Genomic DNA, 15,412 nt, shown 5'->3' with positions numbered 1-15,412 from the left:
TTAATGGCTGACGTTATCGACGGCAATGCTTTCGCCGCTGACATCGGCGTAGAACGGCTGGCGCTTGGCGATCAGCAGGTACAGCAACCCTGCAATACCGGCGCCAAACATCCAGGAAAACGGTGACACGCTGGCGAAACCGGGCAGCAGGGCCAGGAGAATGGCAATCACGGCTGCGGGAATAAACGCCGCCACCGCGCGCAAGTTGACGCCACGGCTGTAGTAATAAACGCCGTTCGGGTCTTCGCTATACAGCTGCAGCACATCGACCTGGCTTTTACGGATCAGCCAGTAATCGACCATGATGATCCCGTACAACGGCCCCAGCAGCGCGCCCAGGCCGGAGAGGAAATACACGATTACCAACGGGCTGTTGTAGAGGTTCCACGGCAGGATCAGCACCGCGACCGTGGCGCTGATCAACCCGGCGCGGCGGAAGTTCAGGTACTTGGGCGCCAGGTTGCTCAGCACAAACGCCGGCGCGACGAAGTTGGCCATGATGTTCACCGCCACGGTGACGATCAGGAACGCCAGGCAGCCGAGTACCAGGAAGAAGGTATTGGGGATCGCGGCGATGATCTCGGTCGGGCTTTCGATTACCCGGCCATTGAGCTGGAATTGGCCGCCGCACAGCAGCACGGTGATTGCGGCAAATACCAGGATATTCACCGGCAGGCCCCAGAAGTTGCCGACCTGGATGGTCTTGCGGCACGGCGAGGAGCGGGCGAAGTCGCAGAAGTTGAGGATCAGCGTGCCGTAGATCGCCAGCCACAGCGCGCCACCGGCGAAGATATTGCGCCACATCTCGCCGCCGCTCAGCGGCTCGCGGATCGACCAGGCGATGTTGCCGCCCGTCTGGAAGTACATCCAGCCGGCCAACGCCGCCACCGTCAGCAAAATCACCGGCCCGGCGAAGCCTTCGTAGCGACGCACCATCTCCATGCCGTAGGCCAGGATCACCAGTTGCACCAGCCAGATCACGACAAAACACGCCCAGCCTAGGGATGACAGGCCGAGGATCGAGTCGTGGTCATAGTCGGCAAAACCTGGATGAATCGCCGTCAGCAATACGCGGAAAACCACCGAGGCCAAGTAGGTCTGAATACCAAACCAGGCAATCGCAATCACCGCACGGATCAAGGCCGGAATCTGCGCGCCATGAATGCCGAAACTGATGCGGCTGATCACCGGGAATGGCACACCGGTCTTTTGGCCCATATACCCCGACAAGTTCATGAAGAAGTACACCAGTGCGGCACCTATCCCCAAGGACAGCAAAATCTGCCAGCCGCCCAGGCCCAAGGCATATAAACCAATGGCGAACGAATAGTTGGCGATGTTGTGCACGTCATTGGTCCACAGCGCGAAGATGCTGTAGCGCCCCCAGCGTCGGCCTTCGACCTTGGTGGGGGCCAGGTCCTTGTTGTGCAGGCGCGGGCTCAGCACCAGCGGGCCGGGGCCCTCGGCCGCAGGGTTCAGGGAGGAGGGCAGATCCAGTGCGATGTTATTCGAGAGACTTGTACGCATTCCGGCAGGCTCCAGCACATCTGCGAGAGATCCGCGGATGGCAAAGTGTATGTAGGTTTTGTATTTATTGTATACAAAGCGCTTTTCACCTTAAGCCACTTGCGTGCCAGTTTTTGATCTATGAAAACTTTGGTTAATTTCGTTTTTATAGGTTGGTTAAATAACTTGCTGAATTAGAAGAAATATAAATTGACCGATTGAACAGGTATTTATTTTTCGGCGAGAAGAGGGTGATTCGCGAGCGGGGAAGATAGGCGGGAAGAGGTGTTACGTATTGGTGCGGGTAAAGAAAAATTGCACACATAAATGGCACCGATGGTTACATTTGTGTGTACACCTTAAGTAACCAATACGAAAACAAATGTGGGAGCGGGCTTGCCCGCGATAGCGGTGTTTCAGTTGATACATTCATCACTGATACACCGCTATCGCAGGCAAGCCAGCTCCCACACAAGCTCGCTCCCACATCTTTTTACTGCATCAAGCCTTGCTGATGATGTTCCCCGCATGCAGCCCACATTCCTTCTGCGTCGCCTCTTCCCACCACCAACGACCCTCGCGCTCGTGCTGGTTCGGCAACACCGGACGGGTGCAGGGCTCGCAGCCGATGCTGATAAAGCCACGCTCATGCAGGCTGTTGTAAGGCAGCTCCAGCATGCGGATGTAGCCCCAGATTTCCTCGCTGGTCATCTGTGCCAGCGGGTTGAACTTGTACAAGGTGCGCTCCGGCGTGGAGAAGGCTGCGTCGATCTCCAGCGCCGCCACCTGGCTGCGGGTGCCGGGGCTCTGGTCGCGACGCTGGCCGGTGGCCCAGGCGCTCACGCCGGACAGCTTGCGGCGCAGCGGCTCGATCTTGCGCACGCCGCAGCACTCGCCGTGGCCGTCCTTGTAGAAGCTGAACAGGCCCTTTTCCTTGACGAAGGGTTCCAGCTTGGTCTGGTCCGGCGAGATCAGCTCGATGTCGATCTTGTAGAACTCGCGCACCTGCTCGATAAACCGGTAGGTCTCCGGGTGCAGGCGGCCGGTGTCGAGGCTGAACACCTTGACGTTCTTGTTCAGCTTCCAGGCCATGTCCACCAGCACCACGTCCTCGGCACCGCTGAAGGAAATCCACAGGTCATCGCCGAACTGGCTGAACGCCAGCTTGAGAATGTCCTGGGCGGACTTGTTGGCATAAGTCGCGGCGAGTTCAGCGACGTCGAAGGCTTGGTTCATCAGCACGGTTCCTACAAGGTCAGTGGCGCTAAGCGCTCTATAGGTGGGCGATGGTATCAAAATCCGCTCTGCGTTGCGGCGGCGAGCATGAATCGCTAGAGTTCGGCAGTCCTTTTGCTCGCTCAACCAACAACATCCAATGGGAGTGTCTTGTGGAAATTGCCTGTCTCGACCTGGAAGGGGTACTGGTCCCGGAAATCTGGATCGCCTTCGCTGAAAAAACCGGTATTGAATCCCTGCGGGCCACCACCCGCGACATTCCCGACTACGACGTGCTGATGCAGCAACGCCTGCGCATCCTCGATGAACACGGGCTCAAGCTCGCCGACATCCAGGCAGTGATCGCCACCCTCAAGCCGCTGGACGGTGCCGTCGAGTTCGTCAACTGGCTGCGCGAGCGCTTCCAGGTGGTGATCCTGTCGGATACTTTCTACGAATTCTCCCAGCCGCTGATGCGCCAACTGGGTTTCCCGACGCTGCTGTGCCACCGCCTCATCACCGATGAAACCGACCGCGTGGTGAGCTACCAACTGCGCCAGAAAGATCCCAAGCGCCAGTCGGTATTGGCCTTCAAGAGCCTGTATTACCGCGTCATCGCCGCGGGTGATTCCTACAATGACACCACCATGCTGGGCGAGGCTGATCGTGGGATTCTGTTCCATGCGCCGGAGAATGTGATCCGTGAGTTCCCGCAGTTCCCGGCGGTGCACACGTTTGAGGATTTGAAGCAGGAATTTATCAAGGCGTCGAATCGGTCGTTGAGTCTGTAGGGCTTTCAGCGCGGCGGATGGCCCTATCGCAGGCAAGCCAGCTCCCACACTAGAATGGGTTCACACCTCAAAATGTGGGAGCGGGCTTGCCCGCGAAGAGGCCAGCCCAGTCACTACAAAGCTTCCAGTGTCTCCAACAACACCCGCACCTTCGTCAGCGACTCTTGGTACTCCGCCTCCCATTCCGAATCCGCGACAATCCCGCCGCCGCCCCAGCAGCACACCTGCCCGTCCTTGACCAGCAAGCTGCGGATGGCGATGGAGCTGTCCATCTCGCCGCGCACATCCAGGTACACCAACGAGCCGCAGTACAACCCGCGCCTTGTAGGCTCCAGCTCGTCGATGATCTGCATCGCCCGGATCTTCGGCGCGCCGGTGATGGAGCCGCCGGGGAAGCTGCCGGCGATGAGGTCGAGGGCGTCCTTGTCGTCGGCCAGTGTGCCGATGACGCTGCTCACCAGGTGGTGCACGTTGGGGTAGCTTTCCAGGCTGAACAGCTCTGGCACGCTGACCGAGCCGGTGCGGCAGGTGCGGCCGAGGTCGTTGCGCAGCAGGTCGACGATCATCAGGTTTTCCGCGCGGTCCTTGGGGCTGGCCAGCAGTTCGGCGGCGTTGGCGGCGTCTTCTGCGGGCGTCAGGCCACGGGGGCGGGTGCCCTTGATCGGGCGGGTTTCGACGCGGCGGTCGCTGATGTGCACGAAGCGCTCCGGCGACAGGCTCAGCACCGCGCCATCATTCGGCAGGCTCTGGAAACCGGAGAAGGGCGTAGGACAGGCAGCGCGCAGGGCGCAATACGCGGTCCATGGATCACCCACGCAGGGTGCGCGAAAGCGCTGGGCAAAGTTGACCTGATAGCAGTCGCCGGCCTGGATATAGTCCTGGATGCGCACGATGGCTTGTCGGTAAGCGTCGGCGCTGAGGTCCGGGGCCATGGGGCCTTGGAGTTTGAACGTCGCGCCGGTGTCGGCAGCTTCAACGCTGAACACTGCTATCAAGCGTTGCCGCTCGCTGTCAGCCAGCGTGGGGTGGAATACAAGCTGGCTGGTCTGCGCCTGGTGATCGCTGATCAGCGCCCAGGCGTACAGCCCAAAGCGTGCGTCCGGTAGGTGCAGGTCGTCCACCGCCAGGTGCGGCATTTGCTCCAGGTGCCGGCCGAAGTCGTAGCTCAGGTAGCCGATCAAGCCGCCGGCAAAGGGCAGTTCATAACCGGCCGGTATATTCGCTTCGCCCAGTTGTGTGAGGTTCTTCCGTAAGCGTTGCAGAAACGAACTGCCGCTTTCGTCAGGCGATACCGTCAACGTTTCCAAAGGCCAGGCGCTGAGCAGGTCATAACGCCCACGTTCGGCAGCGGGTCGGCCGCTGTCCAGCAGCACCGCGCCGGGGGCATGGCGAATCGCCGTGAAGTACTCGGCGGGGTTGGCCCGGTAGGGCAGCGGGTGTACGGAGCAGGTTGGCATGCGGGGTGGATCAGCCGTTGGCGTGGGGGAGGGGATTGTATTCCCCTGTCGGTTTTGGTCCTAGAGGGGATGTCGGTGATAGGCAGATTGAAGGCTTATAGGGAGGGCTGTATTGCTTGTCAGAAAGCTATCGCAGGCAAGCCAGCTCCCACCTTTTTGATGTGTGAACCCATTCCACTGTGGGAGCTGGCTTGCCTGCGATGCAGTCGACGCGGTCTTCAGCCTTCAACCGGCGGAATATGCCCAAACATCTCCTGCACAAACTTCACCCGTTCTTCCGGCGTTTCCGTCACGCCTGCGGCCTTCAGTTCTTCCAGGCGCGCTTCCACCGCATGGGTGCGCAAGGTCAGCCCGCAGTCGTTGGCAATCTGGATATTCAGCCCCGGCCGCGCATTCAGTTCCAGGATCAACGGGCCTTTCTCCTGGTCCAACACCATGTCCACGCCGATATAACCCAGCCCGCACAACTCATAGCAACCGGCGGCGAGCTTCATGAAACCGTCCCAGTTGGGCAGTTGCACGCCATCCACCGCGTTGGTGGTGTCGGGGTGTTTGGTGATGATGTTGTTCAGCCAGGTGCCCCGCAGGGTCAGGCCGGTGGCCAGGTCCACACCCACGCCGATGGCGCCCTGGTGCAGGTTGGCCTTGCCGCCCGACTGGCGGGTCGGCAAGCGCAGCATGGCCATTACCGGGTAGCCCATCAGCACGATGATGCGGATGTCCGGCACGCCTTCGTAGCTGATGCTCTTGAAGATCTGGTCAGGCACCACGCGGTATTCGATCAGCGCGCGGTCGCGGTGGCCGCCCAGGGAATACAGGCCGGTGAGGATGCTGGAGATCTGATGCTCGATCTCCTCATGGCTGATGATCTTGCCCGACACCGTGCGATAGCGCCCCTCGAAGCGGTCCGCCACCACCAGGATGCCGTCACCGCCGGCGCCTTGTGCCGGCTTGATCACAAAGTCGCTGCGCCCGCCAATGATCTCGTCGAGCTTGTCGATTTCCTTCTCGGTGGAGATCACCCCGTACATTTCCGGCACATGGATGCCGGCGGCGATGGCCCGTTCCTTGGTGATGATCTTGTCATCCACGATCGGGTACAGGCTGCGCTTGTTGTACTTGAGCACGTAGTCGGCGTTACGCCGGTTGATGCCCATGATCCCCCGCGCTTCCAGGGCCTTCCAGGTTTTCCAGAAACCGAACATTACTGGTCAGCCTTCTTGAGGAATGCCTTGAAACGCACCAGCTCGGTCAGGCGATAACCGCGATAGCGACCCATGACCAGCATGAAGCCCACGAGGATCAACAGGATCGCCGGGAAGGTAAACACGAAGTACACCAGTTCCGGCACGCTCATGATCAGGTGCGCCAGGGACGCAGCGAACAGCGTGCCAATCGCCACTTTCAGCGCATGGTTGGCGCCGCGTTCTTCCCAGGTGATCGACAGGCGTTCGATGGTCATGGTCAAAATCACCATCGGGAACAGCGCCACCGACAAGCCGCGCTCCAGGCCGAGCTTGTGGCTGAACAGGCTGATGGCCGCAATCAACACCACCACAAACGTCAACACCACCGACAGCCTCGGCAGCATCTGCAACTTCAAGTGTTCCAGGTACGAGCGCAAGGACAACCCCAGCGCCGTAATAATCGTAAACAGCACAATGCCGAAGCCCAGCTGTGTCTCGCGGAATGCCAGGGCGATCAGCACCGGGGTAAACGTGCCCAGGGTCTGCAGGCCGATCAGGTTGCGCAGGATCAGGATCACCAGCACGCCAATCGGGATCATCACCATGATCATGAAGGTCTGCTGGGTTTGCAGCGGCAAGCCGTACAGCGAGTATTCGAGGAAGTTGGCGTCGGTGTTCTCGTCGGTCAGCTTGGCCAGGCGAATCGCGTTCATCTCGCTGTTGTTCAGGCTGAAGGTCACCATGGCTTTCTTGCCGCCATCCACGGTGATCAGGTTTTCATCACCGGTCCACCACAGCAGGCGGTCGGCGGGCAGGCCTTGTTCGCCGGTTTCCGGGTTGAAGTACAGCCAGTCATTGCCATTGAAGCTGCGCAGCCACAGTTCCGGGGTTTGCGGCTGGTCGGCGACGAGGCGGATGGTGTGGACTTTTTCCACCGGCACGTGGGCGATGGACAGCAGCAACTCGACGATCTTGGCCTTGTGCGGCGTCGACGGGTCGCCCGCCAGCAGCAGCTTGACGTTGTCGTCGTTGAGGTTGTTGGTGCGCTTGATCGCTTCGGTAATAAAGGTCTCGACGTCGGCCGAGTGCTGGCGGATCGGCGCCAGCAGGGCTTCGGCGGCGATTTTCTCGGGGCCTTCCACGGCGATGCTGTCGCGGAAGGTCGGGCCCTTGACCTTGACCTTTTCACCGCTGTAACGCTTGGTCAGCACCAGGCGGTAATACAGGGTCTGGTTGCCCTTGGCGCGGCGTGCCGACCAGGTGACCTTGCGGTTGCCGTCGATGCGGTTGACGCTGACCCCGTAGTTGTTCGAGATAAAACTCTCGTTGAGGCTGACGAAGTCGCGGCTCAGCGGCGGCACGAACATCTGGATCTTCACCGGGTCTTTCGGGTTGGCGACGAACTCGACCTTGGCGTCGATGTTCCACAAGTCGTCGGTGGCGTCCTCGGTGACGGGGATCCCCAGCACGAAGATCTGGTAGGCGGTGACCGAAATACCCAGTACCACCAGAATGGTGATCAGGATTTTCAGGTGCAGGGTCAGAGAGCGCATTCGGTTTACTCGGCGGTATGAGCGTCGGCGGCGCAGGCGGGTTTGCCTGCTGCGTATTTAAGGCTGGGGTCGACCAGCGCATCAAAGCGTTTCAGCGCTTCGGAGCCGATCAGCAGCGGGTATTGGAAGGTGCTGCGGTCGGTCAAGTTCACTTCGATGCTGCGTAAAGCAGTGCCCATGCACACATCGAGGGCAATCACCGGACGAGCCGTGTAGTTCTTGCCCTCGTCGGGGTCGTAGTCACCGGCGCGGCGCTTGATCTTGCTGACGCGGGCCAGGGGCAGTTCGATGGGGTGGGAATGGGCGGTGTCGATGGCCAGGTAGAAGCGCACCCAGGATTCGCCGTTGCGCTTGAAACGCTTGATGTCGCGGGCGCTGAGGGAGGCGGTCTTGGCGCCAGTGTCGAGTTTGGCGGCGACTTCAAGGTCGATGCCCGCCAACTTGGCGTATTCGTTGAGGCCGTACACGGTTTTCTCGGCGGCAACGCCAAGGCCTGGTACGAGCAGCAGGCTGATCAATAGAAGGAAGGGCTTGAGTGTCATAAATCCCGAGGCGGTGCAGTGCGATGTTGAGTTCAAGGCGACTGGCATTACTGCGCAAACTCCCTCGTGCGCCGTTTCATCAGGTGATGTCAGGCAAAAGCGGCGGGCATTCTAACATGATGCTTTTTTGGCGCCAGCGCTGGCAGGCGGCCATGCCCCGTTGGAGTGCGAAAGGGGTTATTAGACGATTGTCGACAATGTGCATTTATTCTTTGACTATCCAGGGATGATTGGCTAGTTTTTGCCACATTGCTTTTAAAGGTGTCGACAATATGCTGGATCAGCTGGAAACCCCAGTGGCGATACAAGACGACTCGCAGACCATGTCCGAGAACGTCTTCCGGCGTATCCAGGCCGCCATCGTCAAGGGCGAGATCGCCCCCGGCAGCAAGATCTCCGAGCCGGAACTGGCGCGCACCTACGGCATCAGCCGTGGCCCGCTGCGCGAGGCGATCCACCGCCTGGAAGGCCAGCGCCTGCTGGTGCGCGTGCCCCACGTTGGCGCGCGGGTGGTGTCGTTGAGCCACGCCGAACTGATCGAACTCTATGAAATCCGCGAATCCCTCGAAGGCATGGCCTGCCGCCTGGCGGCCGAGCGCATGACCGACGCGGAGATCGAAGAACTGCGCCAGGTCCTGCACACCCATGAACGCGACGAAGCGTTCCAGGCCGGCGTCGGCTATTACCAGCAGGAAGGCGACTTCGACTTTCACTACCGGATCATCCAGGGCGCCGGCAACCGCACCCTCACGCAAATGCTCTGCGGCGAGCTGTATCAGTTGGTGCGCATGTACCGCATCCAGTTCTCCGCCACCCCCAATCGTCCACGCCAGGCCTTTGCCGAGCACCACCGCATTCTGGACGCGATTGCCGATCGCGACGGTGAACTGGCCGAACTGTTGATGCGCCGTCACATCGGCGCATCCAAACGCAACATCGCCCGTCACTTCCCCGACGGCGCAGCCCAATCACGAGGTGAATGATGAGTTCCAATAATAAGAGCACCCCAGGCCAGCGTTTCCGTGACGCCGTCGCCAGTGAGCACCCTCTGCAAGTGGTGGGCGCGATCAACGCCAACCATGCGTTGCTGGCCAAGCGCGCCGGGTTCAAGGCGATCTATCTGTCGGGTGGCGGGGTAGCGGCCGGTTCCCTCGGCGTGCCGGACCTGGGCATCACCGGCCTGGACGACGTGCTCACCGACGTGCGCCGCATCACCGACGTCTGCGACCTGCCGCTGCTGGTGGACGTGGACACCGGCTTCGGTTCCTCGGCGTTCAACGTCGCGCGCACCGTCAAGTCGATGATCAAGTTCGGCGCGGCCGCGATCCATATCGAAGACCAGGTCGGCGCCAAGCGCTGCGGCCATCGCCCGAACAAGGAAATCGTGTCCCAGCAGGAAATGGTCGACCGCATCAAGGCCGCCGTGGATGCGCGCACCGATGACAGCTTCGTGATCATGGCGCGCACCGACGCCCTCGCCGTCGAAGGCCTGGAGTCCGCCCTGGAGCGCGCCGCCGCCTGCATCGAAGCCGGCGCCGACATGGTCTTCCCCGAAGCCATCACCGAGCTGGAGATGTACAAGCTGTTCGCTGCCCGCGTGAAAGCGCCGATCCTGGCCAACATCACCGAGTTCGGCGCCACGCCGCTGTACACCACCGAACAATTGAAAGCGGCCGATGTGTCCATCGTGCTGTACCCGCTCTCGGCGTTCCGCGCGATGAACAAGGCCGCCGAAAACGTTTACACCGCGATCCGCCGCGACGGCACCCAACAGAACGTGATCGACACCATGCAAACCCGCATGGAGCTTTACGATCGCATCGACTACCACACCTTCGAGCAGAAGCTCGACGCGCTGTTTGCGGCGAAGAAATAAGACCTGTGGGCGCAGGCTTATGTGGGAGCGGGCTTGCCCGCGATGGCGGTGGGTCAGCAAATATGTTGTGACTGATATACCGCTATCGCGGGCAAGCCCGCTCCCACAGGGGTCTAGCTCCGCACGCGACTCCCTATAAATACAAAATTGGAGAAGAACCATGGCTGAAGCAAAAGTACTGAGTGGCGCCGGCCTGCGTGGCCAGGTGGCCGGGCAGACCGCACTGTCCACCGTGGGCCAGGCCGGTGCCGGCTTGACCTATCGCGGCTACGACGTGCGTGAACTGGCCGCCGATGCGCAGTTCGAAGAAGTCGCCTACCTGTTGCTGTACGGCGAATTGCCGAGCAAGACCGAACTGGCCGCCTACAGCGCCAAACTGAGCAAGCTGCGCGACCTGCCCCAAGCCCTGAAAGAAGTGCTGGAACGCATCCCCGCCGACGCCCACCCGATGGACGTGATGCGCACCGGCTGTTCGTTCCTGGGCAATATCGAACCGGAAAAAGACTTCAGCGCCCAGCACGACGTGACCGACCGCCTGCTCGCCGCGTTCCCGGCGATCATGTGCTACTGGTACCGCTTCAGCCACGACGGCCAGCGCATTGACTGCGTGACCGACGAGCCTTCTATCGGCGGCCACTTCCTGCACCTGTTGCATGGCAAGAAGCCGAGCGAGCTGCACGTCAAGGTGATGAACGTGTCGCTGATCCTCTACGCCGAGCACGAATTCAACGCCTCGACGTTCACCGCCCGCGTGTGCGCCTCGACCCTGTCGGATTTGTACTCCTGCGTCACTGCGGCCATCGGCTCCCTGCGCGGCCCGCTGCATGGCGGCGCCAACGAAGCGGCGATGGAAATGATCGAGCGTTTCTCGTCCGCTGAAGAAGCCGTCGAAGGCACCCTCGGCATGCTGGCGCGCAAAGACAAGATCATGGGCTTCGGCCACGCGATCTACAAAGACAACGACCCGCGCAATGAAGTGATCAAGGGCTGGGCGAAAAAACTCGCCGACGAAGTGGGCGACAAGGTGCTGTTCCCGGTCTCGGAAGCCATCGACAAGACCATGTGGGAACAGAAAAAGCTGTTCCCCAACGCCGACTTCTACCATGCCTCGGCGTACCACTTCATGGGCATCCCGACAGAGCTGTTCACGCCGATCTTCGTCTGCTCGCGGCTGACTGGCTGGGCGGCACACGTGTTCGAACAACGCGCCAACAACCGCATCATCCGTCCAAGCGCCGAGTACATCGGCGTTGAGCAGCGCAAGTTCGTGGCAATCGAACGTCGCTGAGTGGAATGAACCGAGCACACCGGCCACTGTGCTTTTCTGTGGGAGCTGGCTTGCCTGCGATGGGATCAACTCGGTGTGCCTGCCACACTGCAGTGATGCCATCGCAGGCAAGCCAGCTCCCACAGGAAGCAAGGCCAGTGTCGACCGTTCGTCCTGTGAACCTACCGTGACCGAGTCCTGACGATGAACACTGACCACCGCAAACCGCTCCCCGGCAGCCGCCTGGATTTCTTCGACGCCCGTGCGGCAGTCGAGGCCATCACCCCCGGCGCCTACGCCACCTTGCCGTACACCTCCCGCGTGCTCGCCGAGAACCTGGTGCGCCGTTGCGACCCGGCCACCCTCAATGCGTCCCTGAGCCAGTTGATCGAGCGCAAGCGCGACCTCGACTTCCCGTGGTTTCCGGCCCGTGTGGTGTGCCATGACATCCTTGGCCAGACGGCCCTGGTGGACCTCGCCGGCCTGCGTGATGCCATCGCCCTGCAAGGTGGCGACCCGGCGCAGGTCAACCCGGTGGTGCCGACCCAGCTGATTGTCGATCACTCCCTGGCCGTCGAAGCCGGTGGTTTCGACCCGGACGCCTTCGAGAAGAACCGCGCCATCGAAGACCGCCGCAACGAAGACCGTTTCCACTTTATCGAGTGGACCAAAAAGGCCTTCAAGAACGTCGATGTGATCCCGCCGGGCAACGGCATCATGCACCAGATCAACCTGGAGAAAATGTCGCCGGTGATCCAGGTGCGTGACGGCGTGGCCTTCCCGGATACCTGCGTCGGCACCGACAGCCACACGCCCCACGTGGACGCGCTGGGCGTGATCGCCATCGGCGTCGGCGGCCTTGAAGCCGAGAGCGTGATGCTCGGCCGCGCGTCGTGGATGCGCCTGCCGGAAAGCGTCGGCGTGGAGCTGACGGGCAAGCTGCAACCGGGCATCACCGCTACCGATATGGTGCTGGCGCTGACCGAGTTCCTGCGCAAACAGAAAGTCGTCGGCGCCTGGCTGGAGTTCTTCGGCGAAGGCGCCTCGGCCCTGACCCTGGGCGACCGCGCGACCATCTCCAACATGGCCCCGGAATACGGCGCGACGGCGGCGATGTTCTATATCGATCAGCAAACCATCGCCTACCTGAAACTCACCGGCCGTGAAGACGAACAAGTCGCCCTGGTCGAGCAATATGCCCGCCACACCGGCCTGTGGGCCGATGACCTCAAGGGCGCGCAATACGAGCGCGGCCTCACGTTCGACCTGTCCAGCGTCGTGCGCAACATGGCCGGCCCGAGCAACCCCCATGCCCGCGTTGCCACCAGCGACCTGGCGGCCAAAGGCATCAGCGGCCAGTGGGACGAGGTGCCGGGGCAAATGCCCGACGGCGCGGTGATCATCGCGGCCATCACCAGTTGCACCAACACCAGCAACCCGCGCAACGTGATTGCCGCCGGCCTGTTGGCACGCAACGCGAACAAGCTGGGGCTGGCGCGCAAGCCGTGGGTCAAGTCCTCGTTGGCGCCGGGCTCGAAAACCGTGGCGATGTACCTGGAAGACGCCGGCCTGGACCATGAGTTGGAAAAACTCGGCTTCGGCGTGGTGGCGTTTGCCTGCACCACCTGCAACGGCATGTCCGGCGCACTCGACCCGGTGATCCAGCAAGAGATCATCGACCGCGACCTGTACGCCACCGCCGTGTTGTCGGGCAACCGCAACTTCGACGGGCGCATTCACCCTTACGCCAAGCAGGCTTTCCTCGCGTCGCCGCCGTTGGTGGTGGCGTATGCGATTGCCGGCACCATCCGTTTCGACATCGAAAAAGACGTGCTCGGCCTCGACGCCAGCGGCAAGGAAATCCGCCTGCAAGACATCTGGCCGAGCGACGAAGAGATCGACGCGGTGGTCAAGGCGTCGGTCAAGCCGGAGCAGTTCCGCGCGGTTTACATCCCGATGTTCGCGATCCACGAAGACACCGGCCCGAAAGTCGCGCCGCTGTACGACTGGCGCCCGCAAAGCACCTATATCCGCCGCCCGCCGTACTGGGAAGGCGCGCTGGCCGGGGCGCGTCCGCTCAAGGGCATGCGCCCGCTGGCGGTGCTGCCGGACAACATCACCACCGACCACCTGTCGCCGTCCAACGCGATCATGCTCGACAGCGCCGCCGGCGAATACCTGGCGAAAATGGGCTTGCCGGAAGTGGACTTCAACTCCTACGCGACTCACCGGGGCGACCACCTGACCGCGCAGCGCGCCACCTTTGCCAACCCGAAACTGTTCAACGAAATGGTGATGGAAAACGGCAAGGTCAAGCAGGGTTCCCTGGCGCGGATCGAGCCTGAAGGCCAGGTCACGCGGATGTGGGAAGCCATCGAAACCTACATGGAACGCAAGCAACCGCTGATCATCATTGCCGGCGCCGACTACGGCCAAGGCTCGTCCCGCGACTGGGCCGCCAAGGGCGTGCGCCTGGCTGGGGTGGAAGCGATTGCCGCCGAAGGGTTCGAGCGCATCCACCGCACCAACCTGGTGGGCATGGGCGTGCTGCCCCTGGAATTCCTGCCGGGCACCGACCGCCACACCTTGCAGATCGACGGCAGTGAAACCTATGACGTGATCGGCGCGCGCACCCCGCGTGCGACGCTGACCCTGGTGATCAACCGCAAGAATGGCGAACGTGTCGAAGTGCCGGTGACCTGCCGCCTGGACACCGCCGAAGAAGTGTCGATCTACGAGGCGGGCGGCGTGTTGCCGTTTTGCCCAGGACTTCCTGGAATCGGCGGCGACGGCCTGAGGGGGGTAACCATGGCACATGCAGCGCAAATCAAGATTCCCGCCACCTATATGCGTGGCGGCACCAGCAAGGGCGTGTTTTTCAGCCTCACCGACCTGCCCGCCGTGGCGCAGGTGCCAGGCGCTGCGCGGGATGCCCTGCTGCTGCGGGTGATCGGCAGCCCCGATCCCTACGACAAGCAGATCGACGGCATGGGCGGCGCCACATCCAGCACCAGCAAGACGGTGATCCTGGCCAAAAGTACCCGCGCCGATCACGACGTGGACTACCTGTTCGGCCAGGTATCCATCGACAAGCCGTTTGTGGATTGGAGCGGCAACTGCGGCAACCTGTCGGCGGCGGTGGGTTCGTTCGCCGTCAGCGCGGGGCTGGTCGATTCGTCCCGCATCCCCCACAACGGCGTGGCCGTGGTGCGGGTGTGGCAGGCCAATATCGGCAAGACCATCATCGCCCACGTGCCGATCACCGACGGTGCGGTGCAGGAAACCGGCGACTTTGAGCTGGACGGCGTGACCTTTCCGGCCGCTGAAGTGCAGTTGGAATTCATGGACCCGGCGGCGGAAGAAGAGGGCGGTGGCGGTTCGATGTTTCCTACCGGCAACCTGGTGGATGACCTCGAAGTACCCGGCGTCGGCACCTTCAAGGCGACGCTGATCAACGCCGGCATCCCGACCATTTTTATCAACGCCGAAGACCTCGGCTACACCGGTACCGAGTTGCAAGGCGCGATCAACAGCGACCCCAAGGCCCTGGCGATGTTCGAAACCGTGCGCGCCTACGGCGCGCTGCGCATGGGCCTGATCAAGCACCTGGACGAAGCCGCCCAGCGCCAGCACACGCCGAAAGTCGCGTTTGTTGCCAAGCCTGCGGACTACGTGGCCTCCAGCGGCAAGGCGATCAAGGCCGCTGATGTGGACTTGCTGGTGCGCGCGCTGTCCATGGGCAAGCTGCACCACGCGATGATGGGCACGGCAGCGGTGGCGATTGGCACGGCGGCGGCGATTTCCGGGACCTTGGTCAACCTGGCGGCCGGTGGTGTGGAGCGTAATGCGGTGCGCTTCGGCCATCCGTCCGGCACGTTGCGGGTGGGCGCCGAGGCCAGTGAAGTCAACGGTGAGTGGGTGGTGAAGAAGGCCATCATGAGCCGAAGTGCGCGGGTGTTGATGGAGGGCTTTGTGCGCATTCCCGGCGATGCCTTCTAAAACATCACACTAACCCTGT

11 protein-coding genes and 1 pseudogene are annotated in these 15,412 nt (G+C 61.8%); 6 read left to right on the top strand and 6 right to left on the bottom strand.

Annotated elements, in window-relative coordinates:
- Both PSH87_RS20880 and PSH87_RS20875 read right to left on the bottom strand, forming a co-directional pair.
- On the bottom strand, positions 1–1,527 hold the full coding sequence (locus tag PSH87_RS20880; RefSeq protein ID WP_305430939.1) for an NCS1 family nucleobase:cation symporter-1: 1,527 nt from the start codon (positions 1,525–1,527) through the stop codon (positions 1–3).
- Between the two features lie 480 nt (positions 1,528–2,007).
- Positions 2,008–2,742 carry a phosphoadenylyl-sulfate reductase gene (locus PSH87_RS20875; RefSeq protein WP_017739222.1) on the bottom strand — a complete coding sequence of 245 codons (735 nt, stop codon included), beginning with the start codon at positions 2,740–2,742 and terminating at the stop codon, positions 2,008–2,010.
- 152 nt (positions 2,743–2,894) lie between these two features.
- Here PSH87_RS20875 and thrH point away from each other — a divergent pair, with 152 nt between their 5' ends.
- The gene (gene thrH / locus PSH87_RS20870) at positions 2,895–3,512 is read left to right on the top strand and encodes a bifunctional phosphoserine phosphatase/homoserine phosphotransferase ThrH (RefSeq protein WP_305430937.1); all 618 of its coding nucleotides are present in this window, start codon (positions 2,895–2,897) and stop codon (positions 3,510–3,512) included.
- 113 nt (positions 3,513–3,625) lie between these two features.
- Here thrH and pabB read toward each other — a convergent pair whose 3' ends face one another.
- From pabB to PSH87_RS20850, 4 genes are all read right to left on the bottom strand, one after another.
- Positions 3,626–4,969, bottom strand: coding sequence for an aminodeoxychorismate synthase component I (gene pabB / locus PSH87_RS20865; protein WP_017739220.1), 1,344 nt, complete (start codon positions 4,967–4,969; stop codon positions 3,626–3,628).
- Positions 4,970–5,187: 218 nt separating this feature from the next.
- A complete protein-coding gene (locus tag PSH87_RS20860; protein WP_027603666.1) occupies positions 5,188–6,174 on the bottom strand; it encodes an alpha-L-glutamate ligase-like protein in 987 nt (328 codons plus the stop codon).
- On the bottom strand, positions 6,174–7,709 hold the full coding sequence (locus PSH87_RS20855) for an inactive transglutaminase family protein (protein ID WP_305430935.1): 1,536 nt from the start codon (positions 7,707–7,709) through the stop codon (positions 6,174–6,176). The genes PSH87_RS20860 and PSH87_RS20855 overlap by 1 nt, the downstream gene beginning before the upstream one ends.
- A gap of 5 nt (positions 7,710–7,714) precedes the next feature.
- Positions 7,715–8,251 carry an ATP-dependent zinc protease gene (locus tag PSH87_RS20850; RefSeq protein ID WP_305430934.1) on the bottom strand — a complete coding sequence of 179 codons (537 nt, stop codon included), beginning with the start codon at positions 8,249–8,251 and terminating at the stop codon, positions 7,715–7,717.
- Positions 8,252–8,523: 272 nt separating this feature from the next.
- Here PSH87_RS20850 and PSH87_RS20845 point away from each other — a divergent pair, with 272 nt between their 5' ends.
- The 5 genes and pseudogenes from PSH87_RS20845 (at position 8,524) to prpF (ending at position 15,393) form a co-directional block, all read left to right on the top strand.
- Positions 8,524–9,234 carry a GntR family transcriptional regulator gene (locus tag PSH87_RS20845; RefSeq protein ID WP_017739216.1) on the top strand — a complete coding sequence of 237 codons (711 nt, stop codon included), beginning with the start codon at positions 8,524–8,526 and terminating at the stop codon, positions 9,232–9,234.
- Positions 9,234–10,127 carry a methylisocitrate lyase gene (prpB, locus tag PSH87_RS20840; RefSeq protein WP_017739215.1) on the top strand — a complete coding sequence of 298 codons (894 nt, stop codon included), beginning with the start codon at positions 9,234–9,236 and terminating at the stop codon, positions 10,125–10,127. Before PSH87_RS20845 ends, prpB begins: the two co-directional genes overlap by 1 nt.
- A 160-nt stretch (positions 10,128–10,287) precedes the next feature.
- On the top strand, positions 10,288–11,415 hold the full coding sequence (gene prpC / locus PSH87_RS20835; RefSeq protein ID WP_305430933.1) for a 2-methylcitrate synthase: 1,128 nt from the start codon (positions 10,288–10,290) through the stop codon (positions 11,413–11,415).
- A 183-nt stretch (positions 11,416–11,598) separates the two neighbouring features.
- Positions 11,599–14,191: pseudogene (gene acnD / locus PSH87_RS20830) on the top strand (Fe/S-dependent 2-methylisocitrate dehydratase AcnD).
- An 11-nt stretch (positions 14,192–14,202) separates the two neighbouring features.
- Complete coding sequence (gene prpF, locus PSH87_RS20825; RefSeq protein WP_017736129.1) at positions 14,203–15,393, top strand: 2-methylaconitate cis-trans isomerase PrpF; 1,191 nt, start codon at positions 14,203–14,205, stop codon at positions 15,391–15,393.
- Positions 15,394–15,412: the final 19 nt, after the last annotated feature.

This window comes from Pseudomonas sp. FP453, assembly GCF_030687495.1.
In the GTDB taxonomy this organism is placed as follows: domain Bacteria; phylum Pseudomonadota; class Gammaproteobacteria; order Pseudomonadales; family Pseudomonadaceae; genus Aquipseudomonas.
Note: the sequence above shows the minus strand (reverse complement) of the source record. Positions and strands in the feature narration are given on the sequence as shown.